Annotated in this window: 9 protein-coding genes; 5 read left to right on the top strand and 4 right to left on the bottom strand. The window is 71.1% G+C overall.

Going from position 1 to position 14,146, the window contains the following annotated elements:
• Nucleotides 1-93: 93 nt before the first annotated feature.
• The gene (glgP, locus tag MXD61_RS19930) at nt 94-2,652 is read left to right on the top strand and encodes an alpha-glucan family phosphorylase (RefSeq protein ID WP_248814990.1); all 2,559 of its coding nucleotides are present in this window, start codon (nt 94-96) and stop codon (nt 2,650-2,652) included.
• Nucleotides 2,653-2,715: 63 nt separating this feature from the next.
• On the opposite strand, the gene glgX is transcribed toward glgP, so the two are convergent.
• Nucleotides 2,716-5,088 carry a glycogen debranching protein GlgX gene (gene glgX / locus MXD61_RS19925; protein WP_248814989.1) on the bottom strand — a complete coding sequence of 791 codons (2,373 nt, stop codon included), beginning with the start codon at nt 5,086-5,088 and terminating at the stop codon, nt 2,716-2,718.
• A 269-nt stretch (nt 5,089-5,357) separates the two neighbouring features.
• Here glgX and MXD61_RS19920 point away from each other — a divergent pair, with 269 nt between their 5' ends.
• Nucleotides 5,358-6,134 (top strand): enoyl-CoA hydratase/isomerase family protein, encoded by a 777-nt coding sequence (locus tag MXD61_RS19920; protein WP_248814988.1) that lies wholly within the window; start codon nt 5,358-5,360, stop codon nt 6,132-6,134.
• Between the two features lie 12 nt (nt 6,135-6,146).
• Here the strand turns inward: MXD61_RS19920 and MXD61_RS19915 are convergent, their stop codons facing one another.
• Both MXD61_RS19915 and MXD61_RS19910 read right to left on the bottom strand, forming a co-directional pair.
• A complete protein-coding gene (locus MXD61_RS19915) occupies nt 6,147-7,232 on the bottom strand; it encodes an endonuclease/exonuclease/phosphatase family protein (protein WP_248814987.1) in 1,086 nt (361 codons plus the stop codon).
• 112 nt (nt 7,233-7,344) lie between these two features.
• Nucleotides 7,345-8,748: a transcriptional regulator gene (locus MXD61_RS19910; RefSeq protein WP_248814986.1), complete on the bottom strand. Its 1,404-nt coding sequence runs from the start codon at nt 8,746-8,748 to the stop codon at nt 7,345-7,347.
• Between the two features lie 612 nt (nt 8,749-9,360).
• Between MXD61_RS19910 and MXD61_RS19905 the strand changes: the two genes are divergently transcribed.
• The 3 genes from MXD61_RS19905 (at nt 9,361) to MXD61_RS19895 (ending at nt 12,277) form a co-directional block, all read left to right on the top strand.
• A complete protein-coding gene (locus MXD61_RS19905; RefSeq protein WP_248814985.1) occupies nt 9,361-10,146 on the top strand; it encodes an electron transfer flavoprotein subunit beta/FixA family protein in 786 nt (261 codons plus the stop codon).
• Nucleotides 10,147-10,158: 12 nt separating this feature from the next.
• Nucleotides 10,159-11,121: an electron transfer flavoprotein subunit alpha/FixB family protein gene (locus MXD61_RS19900; RefSeq protein ID WP_248814984.1), complete on the top strand. Its 963-nt coding sequence runs from the start codon at nt 10,159-10,161 to the stop codon at nt 11,119-11,121.
• A 175-nt stretch (nt 11,122-11,296) separates the two neighbouring features.
• Nucleotides 11,297-12,277, top strand: coding sequence for an ROK family protein (locus MXD61_RS19895; protein ID WP_248814983.1), 981 nt, complete (start codon nt 11,297-11,299; stop codon nt 12,275-12,277).
• A gap of 45 nt (nt 12,278-12,322) precedes the next feature.
• Here MXD61_RS19895 and mftE read toward each other — a convergent pair whose 3' ends face one another.
• Nucleotides 12,323-13,075: a mycofactocin biosynthesis peptidyl-dipeptidase MftE gene (gene mftE, locus MXD61_RS19890; protein ID WP_248814982.1), complete on the bottom strand. Its 753-nt coding sequence runs from the start codon at nt 13,073-13,075 to the stop codon at nt 12,323-12,325.
• Nucleotides 13,076-14,146 lie beyond the last annotated feature (1,071 nt).

Here is a 14,146-nt window from a genome sequence, read left to right as displayed (position 1 = left end):
GGCACGCCACCACGTGAGTTGTTCGGTGAACGTAACCCGCACGTCGAACCCGCGTGTGCTGACGTCACCCGGACTGTCTAGGCTCACCACTTCGTGAGAGCCCTCCGACGGTTCACCGTCCGTGCGCAGCTCCCGGAGCAGCTTGCTCCGCTGGGGGAACTAGTCCTGAATCTTCGCTGGTCCTGGCATCCCGAGACACTCGACCTGTTCGAGACGGTCGATCCGGAGCTGTGGCGGGCTACCAAGGGTGACCCGGTTCGCCTGCTCGGCGAGGTCGATCACGACCGGCTCGTCGCGCTCGCGGCTGACCGCCGGTTCGTCCGCCGGCTGACCGACCTCGCCGACGACCTCCAGGAATATCTGAGTGCGGACCTGTGGTACCAGCGGCAGCACGCGGCGAGCGCACCGTCGGCGATCGCGTACTTCTCCCCGGAGTTCGGCATCACCGAGGTGCTGCCGCAGTACTCCGGCGGCCTGGGCATCCTGGCCGGCGACCACCTCAAGACCGCCAGCGACCTCGGTGTGCCGATCATCGGCGTGGGCCTGCTGTACCGGGCGGGGTACTTCGTCCAGTCGCTGTCGCGGGACGGCTGGCAGCAGGAGCGCTACCCGGGAATCGACCCGCACGGTCTGCCGCTGACCCAGCTCACCGACGCCGACGGACGTCCGGTCAAGGTCGCCGTCGGCCTGCCCGAGGGCCGCACCCTGCACGCGCAGATCTGGAAGGCGCAGGTCGGCCGGGTACCGCTGCTGCTGCTCGACTCGGACGTCGAGGACAACCAGCCGGCCGAACGCGGCGTCACCGACCGGCTCTACGGCGGCGGCACCGACCATCGGCTGCTACAGGAGATGCTGCTGGGCATCGGCGGTGTGCGGGCCCTGCGCGCCTACGCGGCGGTCACCGGGACGCCCGCACCGGAGGTCTACCACACCAACGAGGGGCACGCCGGCTTCCTCGGGCTCGAACGCATCCGCGAACTGGTCGAGACCGGCCTGAGCTTCGACGAGGCGCTCGAGGCCGCCCGCGCCGGCACGCTGTTCACCACGCACACCCCGGTGCCCGCCGGCATCGACCGGTTCCCCCGCGACCTGGTCGCCCGCCACTTCGGCGGGGACAACGCCTGGCCCGGGGTGGACGTCGAGCGCATCCTCGACCTCGGTGTCGAACCCGACCCGAACGTGTTCAACATGGCGCACATGGGCCTGCGCCTGGCACAGCGTTCCAACGGTGTCAGCAAGCTGCACGGGATCGTCAGCCGGGAGATGTTCGCCGGCCTGTGGCCCGGATTCGACTCCGCCGAGGTGCCGATCGGCTCGGTCACCAACGGTGTGCACGCCCCGACCTGGGTGTCGCGCACCGTGCTCGAACTCGCCGAGCGGGCGTCCGGCGCGGGTCTGCTCGGCGACGACACCGCCGGTTTCGACGCCCTCGCCACCCTGGACGACGACGTCGTCTGGGCGGCCCGCCGGGTGCTGCGGGAACGCCTGGTCGCCGAGGTCCGCCGCCGGCTGCGGGCATCCTGGCTGGAGCGCGGGGCGGCACCGGGTGAACTCGACTGGATCGAGTCGGTGTTCGACCCGGACATCCTGACGATCGGTTTCGCCCGCCGGGTGCCGTCCTACAAGCGACTCACCCTGATGCTGCGCGACCGGGACCGGCTGCGCCGTCTGCTGCTGCATCCCGAACGCCCGATCCAGATGGTGATCGCCGGCAAGGCGCATCCCGCCGACGACGGTGGAAAGCAGCTCGTCCAGCAGATCGTGCAGTTCGCGGACGACCCAACCGTCCGTGCCCGTATCGTCTTCCTGCCCGACTACGACATCGGCATGGCCCGGTTCCTCTACTCCGGTTCGGACGTGTGGCTGAACAACCCGCTGCGTCCGCTGGAGGCCTGCGGCACGTCCGGGATGAAGGCGGCGCTCAACGGCTGCCTGAACCTGTCCATCCGGGACGGCTGGTGGGACGAGATGTTCGACGGCCAGAACGGCTGGGCGATTCCCACCGCGGACGGCGTCGAGGACCCCGACCGTCGTGACGACATCGAGTCCGCCGCGTTGTACGACCTGATCGAGAACACCGTCGCCACCCGGTTCTACGACCGTGAGACGCCCACCTCGCCGCCGCGGCGCTGGACGTCGATGGTCCGCCACACCCTGTCCACCCTCGGCCCGCAGGTGCTGGCCAGCCGGATGGTGCAGGAGTACGTCGATCGGTACTACGTGCCGGCCGGGGCGTCCGCCCGCGCCGTCGCCGCCGACGGCCTCGTCGGCGCACGTGACCTGGCGGCGTGGAAGGCGAGGGTGCGCGGCGCCTGGTCGGGTGTGCGGGTGCTCAACGTCGACTCCGCCGGCCTTGGCGACACCCCCCAGGTGGGCCAGTCGCTGGTGGTCCGCGCGACGGTCGACCTCGGTGGGCTCGCCCCGACCGACGTCGACGTGATCGCCTCCTACGGCCGGGTGGACCTCGCCGACCGCATCCTCGTCCCCGCCACGCTGTCGTTGCAGCGGGTCGAGGACGCCGAGGGCGCCCTGCGCTACGAGGGTGTCATTCCGCTGGGTCGCACCGGCCCGTTCGGCTACACCGTGCGGGTCCTGCCCCGGCACCCGTTGGCCGCCAGCGTCGCCGAACTGGGCCTGGTCGCCAACCCGTAACCACCCTCGGATCCGGTGGCCGGCTTCCCCGCCGGCCGTCGGACTCCGCGCGGCTGGTGGTGTTCACCAGTCCGGGTTCGTCGCCGTCGGCCGGTGCTCGGGCGCATCCGTCGTCGCCGGTCGATGCGCCCGCAGCAGCACGACGCTGCGGGCGCGTACGGCCAGCTGTTCCCCGCCCGCCAGCGCCCGCCCGCCCGCCGGCGCCCGCCCGCCCGCCGGCCGCGGCGCCGCGAAACCACCGAGATCCTCTTCGGCGGTGTCCAGCAGGAGTTCGAACCGCTGCGCCCAGGGGGCGCCCGGCAGGGTGACGACGGTGTCCTCCCCGTGCGGATGCAGGACGCACAGCAGCCCCGACCGCTCGTCGCCGGCCGGGTCGCCGGCGATATGGGCGATGAGGGTGAGCAGCCTGGCCGCCCACCAGTCCGCCTGCGACATGACCTGCCCGTCCGCCCGTAGCCAGGTGATGTCGGCGAGTTCCCGCGCATCGGACTCGCCGCCGTGGAAGAACCGGTCGCGGTGCAGCGAACGCAGTTCACCGCGCAGGTCGACCAGCCCCGACACCAGGCGCATGAGCATCGGATCGTCGCCGGCCGGATCGCCGCTTCCGGCCGCCTGCGCGCTGTCGCTCGAGGTGCTGTCACTCGAGGTGCTGTCGGGCCAGGCGAGCCAGGACGTCTCGTTGTCCTGGCAGTAGCCGTTGTTGTTGCCGCCCTGGGTGCGGCCGAGTTCGTCCCCGGCGAGCAGCATCGGTACCCCGGCGGACAACAGCAACGTGGTCAGCAGTCCACGGCGGACCCGGCGCCGCAGAGCGAGGGTGCCCGGATCGTCCGTGGGCCCTTCGACGCCGTAGTTCGCTGACCGGTTGTCGGATTCCCCGTCCCGGTTGCCCTCCCCGTTGGCCTCGTTGTGCTTCGTCGCGTACGAGACGAGGTCGGCCAGGGGAAAGCCGTCATGCGAGGTGACGAAGTTGACCGACGCCCACGGCCGACGTCCACCATGTTCGAACAGGTCGGACGAGCCGGTGAGCCGATAGCCGAGGTCGGCGACGGCACTGGTGCGTCCGTTCCAGGCGTCGCGCACCGTGTCGCGAAAACGGCCGTTCCATTCGGCCCACGGCGCGGGAAACGCGCCCACCTGGTAGCCGTCCGAGCCGACGTCCCAGGGCTCGGCGATCAGTTTCACCCCGGACAGCAGCGGGTCGGCGTGGATCGCGGTCAGCAGCGGTGACGCCGGGTCGAAGCCGTCGGGGTTGCGGGCCAGGGCGCTGGCGAGGTCGAAACGGAACCCGTCCACACCCATCTCGCTGACCCAGTACCGCAGCGAGTCGCAGATCAGCTTCACCACGTGCGGGTTCGTCACGTTGAGCGTGTTGCCGCAGCCGCTGACATCCCGGTAGCGCCGCGGATCGGTGGGCTCGACCCGGTAGTAGGTCGTGTTGTCCAGGCCGCGCAGCGACAGCGTGGGACCCCGCTCGCTGCCCTCGGCGCTGTGGTTGTACACGACGTCGAGCAGCACCTCGATCCCGGCGGCGTGCAGGGTGGCCACCATCGTCCGGAACTCGCCCACCGGATCGTCGCTGGCCGCGTAGGCCGCGTGCGGTGCGAAGAACGCCAGCGTGTTGTAACCCCAGTAGTTGATCTTTGATGCCTCGAGCAGGACCGGTTCGGAGACCGACGCGTGCACCGGCAGCAGCTCGAGCGCGGTGACCCCCAGCCGGACCAGATGCTCCACCACCACCGGATGCGCGAGCCCCGCGTAGGTGCCCCGCAGCTCCCGGGGTATCCCCGGATGCCGACGGGTCAGCCCGCGGACGTGCGCCTCGTACACCACCGTGCGCGACCACGGTGTCGCCGGCCGGTTCCGCGCCGGATGCCCGTACCCACCATCCTGACCCCGCTCCCGCGCACCGTCCCCGGGACGTCCGGCGTCGCCGGCGTCGCCGGAGTGGCCGGTGTCGCTGGCGTCGCCGTGCGGATCGGTGACCACGCAGCGGGGGACGTAGGGGGCGGAGTCGCGGGAGTCCGGGTCACGTCCGTACGGATCGCCACCACCGAAGCCGTAGATCGCCGGGTCGGCCCGCAGAGCGCCGGTCACCTGCCGCGCGTACGGATCCACCAGCAGTTTCGCCGGGTTGTACCGCTGCCCGCGATCCGGGTCGTAGGGCCCGTGGGCCCGCAGCCCGTACCGCGTGCCCGGACGTACCCCCGGCAGGTAGCCGTGCCACACCCCGCCGTCGCGCTCGGGCAGACGGTGCCGGGTCTCGGCGCCCGCCGTGTCGAACAGACAGAACTCGACCGCGTCCGCCCCCGGTGCGACGACCGCGATGTTCACCCCGGCGCCGTCGAACGTCACCCCGAGCGGCGCCGCCGCGCTCCGGTCGGCCCGGCTTACCTGACCCAGCTCACGAACCCGCTCAGCTGCGCCGACATCAGACATTCGGTTGACGCTAGCCCACCGTCCGCCACGGCGTCGCTCGAACACCGACGTCGACGTCGATGTCGATGTTCGAACTGTCGTGACGGTTCGTGAGCGATGAAGATCGGCGCTGATCGCCCTATCGTGGCCTGCGACGGGCTGGACGGATGGACCGGCCACGGCGCGTGTTCGGCTCGGACGGGACGTCGTCCCGGGGGCCGGACGCACAGCACTGCCTGCCTCCGCGATCGGGGGTGGGGGAGGTTTCCGACGGTGGGAGGACCAGGTAGATGAGCGTCGTGCGGCTCGAGGTCGACGGCGGGATCGGGACCATCCGGCTTGATCGACCGCCGATGAACGCGTTGGACGCGACGGTCGCCGGCCAGCTGCGGACGGCCGCGCTCGAGGCCACCCGGGATCCGGGGGTCCGGGCGGTCGTGCTCTACGGCGGGGAGAAGGTCTTCGCGGCCGGCGCGGACATCAAGCAGATGGCGTCGATGGACTTCGCCGAGGTGACCGCCTGGGTGCGCGACCTGTCCTCGACGTTCGAGCTGGTCGCGCGGATCCCGAAGCCGGTGGTCGCCGCGGTCACCGGCTTCGCACTCGGCGGTGGACTCGAGCTCGCGCTGTGCGCGGACGTACGGGTCCTGGCGGACAACGCCAAGGTCGGCGTGCCCGAGATCACGCTGGGTGTCATCCCGGGGGCCGGTGGCACGCAGCGGCTGCCGCGGCTGATCGGACCGTCGCGGGCCAAGGACCTGGTCTTCAGCGGCCGTCAGGTGCGGGCGGCGGAGGCCGAGCGGATCGGCATCGCCGACGTCGTCGTGCCGGCCGCGGAGGTCCTGCTGCGGGCGCGGGAGATCGCCGGACGGTACGTGGCCGGTCCGGCGCAGGCGCTGGCCGCGGCCAAGCAGGCGATCGACGACGGGGCGGAGCTCGCCCTGTCGGAGGCGCTGCGGTTGGAGGCGGCGCTGTTCGCCGGCCTGTGGGCCACCGAGGACCGACGGGTCGGCCTGACCTCCTTCGTCTCGGACGGCCCCGGCAAGGCCGTCTTCACCGGCCGCTGACCGGCGTCCGAGCTAGCGCATGGCCAGATCGGCGAGGATGGGCAGGTGGTCGCTGCCGTCTTCGCGTCCGACGCTGAAACCGGTCACCGCGAAGGCCGGGGAGGCCAGCACGTGGTCGATGCGCAGGACCGGTGGGACGATCACGGCCGTGGCGCTCCACGTCGGTTCCCAGCCGCCGCCGACCACGTCGTGCGCGTCGCGGACACCGGCGTCCACGAGCTGGCGGAACGGGCGGTGGTCGCGGGTGGCGTTGAAGTCCCCGGCCATGATCACCGGGAGGGTGGCGGTGCGCGCCTCGTGGCGTAGTTCGGTCAGCTGCGTCCGCCAGCGGGTGGTGTAGGTGCTGGAGGTCGGCGAGATGGTGTGCACGGCGTACATCACGAAACGCCGGTTCTCGTCGACCTGGACGGTGGCGCGCAGCGACATCCCGTCACCGACCGTCGGTGCCGCGGCGTCGCGCAGCGGGAACCGGGAGTAGATCCCCGCCCCGAACGCGCCCTTCGTCGCCCGCACCTCGTGGTAGGCGTAGGGACGCAGCGCTCCGGTCGAGGCCACCTTCGCCAACGTCAGCGGTGTCAGTTCGAGCAGGACCAGCACGTCCGGGTTGGCGCTCTGGATCTGCGCGCCCAGCCGGTCGGCGTGGGCGTTGTCGTAGCGCAGGTTCGCCGACATCACCCTGATCCGGGCCGAGCCGGACGCGGCGTTCTCGGCGTGTCCGGGCAGGAGCTCGGGAACCGTCCAGAACGCGTGGACGGCGATCAGCGCCACCGAGACGATCAGCAGCAGGTTGCGCCGCCGGGCGAAGGCCACCGCGACGGCGGCGTAGGCCGGCAGGTACAGCAGCGGTGTCAGCGCGTTGACGACGGTGTAGGGCCAGTCGATCGCGTCGTCGAGGTGGACCAGACGACCGAGCGCGAGCAGCGCCAGGCCGCCCGTCACCACCCACGCCACGATGGTGATCACCGTCGGGATGCTGGGCAGCGTCGGTGTGGTGGGTTCCGCGGCGGCGACCGGAATGTCGCCGGGCGACGACGTCGAGGGCGGAGTGGGGGACGGTGGGTCCGGCGTGGTCTGCCCGGATTCCTGCGTGGAGCTCACGATTCCTAGAGTGCCCGCCCCGCTCGCCCGGCCGCGCGCAGGGTGCCCCGTCCAGGGCTCCCCGTCCAGCGGCCGGGCACGCGGCGACCAGCGAGCGGCGGCGCTGGACGTCTCAGGCGGCGGCGGGACCGCCGGCCGGGCGGGCGGCGGACAGCAGCGGACGGGCCCGTGCGCGCCATTCGCGCACGGCGACGGTGGGGTGCACGCTGAGCGCGTCGTCGAGTTCGGTGAGTTTGGTGACGATCCGCAGCGAGGTGACCTGACCGGCGACGTCGAGCGCCCGGTCGCTGGCCTCGAGCGCACCCTCGAGTTCGGGTGAACGTCGTTGCAGGTAGGCCAGGGCCAGATCGGCCTCGGCGTAGCTGCGGGTACGGGCCCGGGCGGCCCCCTGCAGCGCCCGTGCGCCGACCAGCTGCCGCTCGGCCTCCTCGGGGCGCTCGAGCAGCCGCAGGCAGTGCCCCCGGCATTCGGCGACGTCGCCGAGGTTGTAGTGCCCGGCCCAGGACGGGGACTCCGCGTCGTCGTCACCGACGCGGGAGATCGCGTCGTCCAGTTTGTCCAGCGCCGCCCGGCAGCCGTACTCGTCCTTGTTGCGGGCCAGGGCCCAGGCCTGCTTGTCGAACAGCATCGCCTTCACCGCCCACGTCGAGTCGTCAGCCGAGCGGTTCATCGCGGCTCGGGCCAGCGCCAGACTCTGGCGTAGATGTCCCAGCTGGGCGGCCTGGTCGCTCATACCGGAGAGCACCCGTCCGGCGAGCATCGTGTCGTCGGCGTGCTCGGCGAGGCTCAGGGCCTGGATGTAGTAACGCTGCGCCAGGCCGTGACGTCTGCTGTCCTGGGCGAGCCAGCCGCTGAACTGGGTGAGTTCGGCCAGCGCGCTGAACAGATCGCGGTCGGGCCGCCGGTCCCGGGCGGCCCGGGTCTGGTCGTGCAGAAAACTGACGACCTGGGGGCGGATCTCGCCGCCGCCGAACTTGGCGTCGAGCCGGCGGAAGGTCTCGGTCACGTCGCGGATGAGCGCGCCGCTGCCCGCCACCGGCTCGTGCGCGCCGGTGACGCGGTCGATCACACCGGTGAGGCTGGACAGGACGGGGTCGGCGAAGGCGGTGGCGATGAAGGCCGTGCTTTCCTGCAGAAGGTCACGTCGGTGCATGTCACGTCCCGAGAGTCCGGCGAGCGTGCGCAGGGTCTCCACCGGAGCCCCCGCGCCGGTCAGCCCCAGCTCGTCGTGGCGGTAGGACTCGCCACGCCAGCCAAGGTCGCTGGGCAGGACGGGGTAACCCAGTCCGGCCGAGAGTTCGGCCGCCGCGAGCTCGGCGACCATGGGATCCCGGGGGCGCATGCCGCGCCGCCAGTGACCGATCGTCGTGCGGGCCAGCCCCAGGTCGATCTGGCGCTGCTGGCGGGCCCGGATGTTGACCTGGGCGGCGAACCTGGTGTCGGACACCTCGGCCTCACGCAGCAGCCGAGCGAAGGCCGAGGTGTCCACGGAATCGTCTGAAGGTTTGTTTGGCATAGTTCCCCCGTCGATGTGGTGGGTGACCGTCGTGCGAGTCGGTCGCGCTGTGCGCACCGCGTGAGGCAGAAAGTAGTCGATCATTCACTTTTGGGGGAAGGGGGCGTGCACAAGATGGCCGAATTGCACGCCTGTTCAGGGGCGGAAGCCTCTGGCCAACTCGACATGATCCGTATTTGTTCCGCCGTGACCGTGCAGGGAAAATGCAGGTCGAGCGCCCGCCAGTGGCCGCAGATGGGCCAGATGGCCGCTCGACGGGCGGCCATCCGAGGGCGGGAGACGACTGGGGGCCAGTACCGGACATCGCCCGGACGCGGGCCACTGGATGTGGTGGGTCCGATGGGTTCCCATAGCTTGAGATGCGAGGGCTGGTCACGCTCGGTGGTCGACGGCCTGGTGTCGTGATAGCCCCGTCACTGGGGATGGCCCCGGAGAGGCGTACGGACTAACGTCGACGACGGCGTGTAGCCGTGATCGGTACGTCGTCGGCTGTCCAGGTCAGAGGCCTGGTGCGGCCCGCGTCACGCTTACGATCATCGAGCGCGGGAGCGCCCCAGATGCGACGATGTCAAGAGCAGTGACATCGGAAGTTGGCTACGGAGGCCCCAAGGCGTGAACATCGTCGTTACCGTCAAGCAGGTTCCCGATACCTGGGCGGAGAAGAAGCTCGACGCGGCGGACAAGACGGTTGACCGCCAGAGCGTCGACAACGTCATGAACGAGATGGACGAGTACGGGGTCGAAGAGGCCCTGAAGATCAAGGAAGCGCACGGCGGTGAGGTCACCGTCGTCACGATGGGGCCGGCCAAGGCGGTCGAGACGATCCGCAAGGCGCTGTCGATGGGTGCGGACAAGGCCGTGCACCTGTCCGACGACGCCCTGCACGGGTCGGACGCGCTGGCCACCTCCGCGGCGCTCGCCAAGGTGATCTCGACTCTGTCTCCCGACATCGTCATCACGTCGTCGGAGGCCTCCGACGCCCGTGGCGGCGTCATCGGTGCCCTGCTGGCGGAGCGGCTCGGTCTGCCGCAGCTGACCCAGGCCCGCAAGGTGACGGTGGACCCGGCTTCGAGCACCGTCCAGATCGAGCGTCTCGCCGACAACGGCTACGCGCTGGTCGAGGCGAGCCTGCCCGCGGTCGTCGGCGTGGTCGAGAAGATCAACCAGCCGCGGTACCCCTCCTTCAAGGGGATCATGGCGGCCAAGAAGAAGCCGCTGACGACCCTGTCCGCCGCGGACGCCGGCCTCGACGCCGCCGCCGTGGGGCTCGCTGGCGCCGCCTCCGCGGTGGTCACCTCCGAGCCCGCCCCGCCGCGCTCCAGCGGCACGATCGTCAAGGACGAGGGAGACGGCGGAACCAAGGTCGCCGAGTTCCTCGCCGTGCAGAAGCTCATCTGAGAGGTTTGTTCGATGGCTGAAGTACTCGTACTCGTCGAGCACGCCGACGGAGAGCCGAAGAAGGTCACCGCCGAGCTGCTGACCCTGGCCCGCTCGTTCGGTGAGCCGGCCGCGGTCTTCCTCGGCGCCCCCGGCACCTACGCCAAGGCGAAGGACTACCTCGCCCAGTTCGGCGCCGCCAAGGTCTATGTCGCGGAGTCCGACGACATCGCCGGTTACGTCGGGGCTCCGGCGGCCGAGATCGTCGCCGGCCTCGTCGGTACCGCCTCGCCCGCCGCGGTCCTGGTGGCCGCGACCGCGGACTCCCGCGAGGTCGCCGCCCGGATCGCCGCCAAGATCGACTCCGGTCTGATCTGGGACGCCACCGCCCTCACCCCGGAGCTCGTCGCCACCCAGGGCATCTTCGGTGGTTCGACGATCGTGACCTCCAAGGTCACCAAGGGTGTGCCGGTTGTCGTCGTGCGGCCGAACGCCACGGCTCCCGAGGCCGCTCCCGGCACCCCCACGGAGCAGATCGTGGATGTCGTGATCTCCGACGCCGCCAGGGGCGCGAAGATCGTCGACCGGGTCGTCGAGGCCAAGTCGGGTCGGCCGGACCTCACCGAGGCCCAGGTCGTCGTCTCCGGTGGCCGTGGTCTCGGTGCCGCCGAGCACTTCGCCCTCGTGGAGAAGCTCGCCGACACCCTCGGTGCCGCGGTCGGCGCGTCCCGTGCCGCCACCGACGCCGGCTGGTACCCGCACCAGAACCAGGTCGGTCAGACCGGCAAGACCGTCTCGCCGCAGCTCTACATCGCGGTCGGCATCTCCGGTGCGATCCAGCACCGGGCCGGTATGCAGACCTCGAAGACGATCGTCGCCGTCAACAAGGACCCCGAGGCGCCGATCTTCGAGTTCGCCGACTACGGCCTGGTCGGCGACCTGTTCAACGTCGTGCCCCAGCTGACCTCGGAGATCGAGCAGCGCAAGGCCGGCTGATCTGGTCTGATCCCTCGCCTGCCCGGCCGTCGCTGTTTCTGCCGCCCGCGCTGTCCTCTGGTGCCCCCACCCGGGGAGACCCCGCTCTCGCAGGACCGCCTGGCCTGCGCCGCGAGACCCGACGCGGACGGGACACAGTGGCCAGACCCGGCCCGCGGATGATGAGGTCGGGGTTGTGCGCTCCCAGGCCCTGGCCGTCGACATCGGCGGCACGAAGATCGCGACAGCGGTGGTGGATGCCGGCGGCACCCTGCGCGGTGCGGCCCGCCGGCCGGTCCCGGCGGCCGTCGACCCGACCGGCGCCGAGGAGGTGTTCGGTGCGGTGCGCGACTGTGTGGCCGAGAGCCTGGCCACCGCCGGAGTCGACCCGTGCGACCTGGTCGGTGTCGGCTGCGGCTGTGCCGGGCCGATGCGCTGGCCCGAGGGGGCCGTCTCGCCGCTGAACATCCCGGCCTGGCGTGAGTTCCCGCTGCGGGAACGGCTGCGCGACCTCGTGGCCGGTGCGCCGGTGTACGTCCACAACGACGGGATCGCGCTGGCCGCCGGCGAGCACTGGGCCGGCGTCGGGCGCGGGGTGCGCAACCTGCTGGCCGTCACGGTGTCCACCGGCGTCGGCGGTGGCCTGGTCCTCGCCGGCCAGCTGCTCCACGGTGGATGGGGCAACGCCGGGCACATCGGTCATGTCACTGTCGCGGCCGACGGACCGCCGTGCCCCTGCGGCAGCAGAGGGTGCCTGGAGGTCATGGCCGCCGGCCCGCACACGGTGCGCCGGGCGCAGGCCGCCGGCTGGGTTCCCCCGGCCGGGCAGCCCGCCGACGGACGGACCCTGGCCACCTCGGCGGCCGCCGGCGACCGGATCGCCCGACGGGAACTTGTCCGTTCGGGGGCCGCGGTCGGTACTGGGCTCGCGTCCGCGGCGAACCTGCTGGACCTCGACGCCGCGGTGGTGGCCGGCGGGTTCGCCCAGTCCGGCCCGATCTTCTGGGATGCGATGCGGGCTGGTTTCGACCGCCATGCCGGCCTGGCCTTCTCCCGGCGGCTACGCATCCTGCGCAGCGCCGACCCGGACCGCGTCGCCCTGTGGGGCGCCGCCGCCTTCGTCCTCGCCCCTGAGCAGTACGGCGGCTGGCCCGACCAGCCGCCAGCGCACGCCTGAGCCAGCCGCCACGGACGAACACCCCCAGGGCCGCCCGGCCGGACGTCAGGTCGACGTGGCCGGTGGGCTTCGCCGGGGCGCCGCGATACCGCGACGTTCGGCCCAGGCCAGCAGGAGATCGGTCGCATGGTCGATATAGGCGCCCAGCAGCCGGGAGCCCTCCAGCGCCGACGCCCCGGCCGGATCACCGAGGACACCGGACGGGCTCAGTGGTGCGACGCCGCGGGCGATGAGCTCGCTCAGGGGCGGGGTGGGACCCGCGCAGGCCTGGTCGAGCCGGACGAGCTCGGGCGCCAGGTGCAGCAGCAGCGAGGTCTCACTGCGCCCGGCGTGCAGGTCGCCCACCCCGCCCGCGGCGGTGTCAGGCACACCGGCGACCCGGGCGAGCGCGGCCGTCGGTGCCCACAGCAGTACCCGCCGGCCCTCAGCGCCGAGCGTCGCCACGGCCTGGCGCAGTCCCACCAGGTTGCCGCCGTGCCCGTTCACCAGGACCACGCCGGCCGCCAGATCATCCGCGGAGCGGACGATCTCGACCACCGCGTGGGCGAGGGCCTGCGTCCCCAGCGACAGGGTGCCGGGGAAACCGGCGTGCTCGCCACTGGCTCCGAACGCGAGCGCCGGCGCGACCAGCAACGGGCGCAGACGGTCGGCCAGGCCGACCGCGACCGCGACCGCGATCCGGGTGTCCGTGTCCAGAGGAAGGTGCGGACCGTGCTGCTCGAGGCTGCCGACCGGCAGGACCAGCAGCGGACGTCCACCGCGAAGATCCGGCCAGGCCACCTCACCGAGCTGAACCATGTGCCCCCTTCGCCACCGCCGCTGCGCAGCATCCCAGCACAGTCCGACAGTCCCGTGCGTCCGTGCGTCCGTGCGTCCGTGCGGGAGCGGGGGAGACCGGGCAGGGATCGACCAGGCGGCAGCGGCTCACCCCAGGTGCCGCGCTGCGCACCCACGCCGCCGCCGGCGTGACCGCAGCCCCGTCAGCGGAGCCCGGCGCACCACGCCTGCGCCGGGCAGCCGGCCCCCAGCCCGCCGCAGTGGCTGTCGAAGCCAGGCGACCGGCGAGGTCTCGACGCCGCGGGATCCGGGTCGCCAGGGCGGTTTGGGTCGGCGTTCCAGCGGGTAGGTGAGCTACAGAGCGGCTCTGACCTGCGGGACCGCGGTCGATCCGGACAGACGGGAATCGTCTGGACGCCTCGTACGTTGAGGCAGATAGCGCACTGTCCACGGGCAGTGCCAGAAAGTTATGCCTGCGCAGCCGTGCGCACTGGCTTTCGTCGTGTAGAGTTCTCCTTCGTCGCCCACCGAGCTTCACAACGAGCTCGATGTCGCGCAGGACCAGATCTCCTCCGAGGGGGCACAGACCCCCCGAGGAAACGGGCCGCGGACGGTGCGATATGGTTGAGGAAGTGGCAGTCGCCGGTTAGCCGGGTGGTAAACCCGCATAGACCGGAGCGGTTTGACACAATCCCGCCAAAGCTCGTAAGGTAAGCACCACTCGACAGCTTCTCGAAAAGCTTTCAGAGTGTGTACTTCCTGGCAGGAACCTGTTCAACCGGGGCCACAATCGCAGCGAAAACCGCGATTTGACACCGAACGAACAGGCCGGTAAGTTAAAGAAGCACCGGGGCAAGGAAAAACGAAAGCCCCGAGGCACTTGAACTTGCACAGCTCGGCAGGAACCTGTTCAACCGGGGCCACAATCGCAGCGAAAACCGCGATTTGACACCGAACGAACAGCCCGGTAAGTTAAAGAAGCACCAGAACGGAACAAAAAACAAAAGTTCTGGTTGCGCCTGCTCCTTGAGAACTCAACAGCGTGCCGATTGTCAGTGCCAATATGTACTGCCCCCTTTTTCATGGCTCTGG

The organism is Frankia sp. AgPm24, assembly GCF_023243055.1.
Lineage (GTDB): Bacteria > Actinomycetota > Actinomycetes > Frankiales > Frankiaceae > Frankia > Frankia umida.
The sequence above is the reverse complement of the archived record's forward strand: the minus strand, read 5'-3'. Positions and strand labels throughout refer to the sequence as shown.

Excerpts from the sequence above, each read along its gene's own strand:
- glgX (WP_248814989.1), bottom strand. The coding sequence starts at position 5,088 with ATGTCTGATGTCGGCGCAGCTGAGCGGGTTCGTGAGCTGGGTCAGGTA.
- MXD61_RS19920 (WP_248814988.1), top strand. The coding sequence starts at position 5,358 with ATGAGCGTCGTGCGGCTCGAGGTCGACGGCGGGATCGGGACCATCCGG.
- MXD61_RS19910 (WP_248814986.1), bottom strand. The coding sequence starts at position 8,748 with ATGCCAAACAAACCTTCAGACGATTCCGTGGACACCTCGGCCTTCGCT.
- MXD61_RS19900 (WP_248814984.1), top strand. The coding sequence starts at position 10,159 with ATGGCTGAAGTACTCGTACTCGTCGAGCACGCCGACGGAGAGCCGAAG.
- mftE (WP_248814982.1), bottom strand. The coding sequence starts at position 13,075 with ATGGTTCAGCTCGGTGAGGTGGCCTGGCCGGATCTTCGCGGTGGACGT.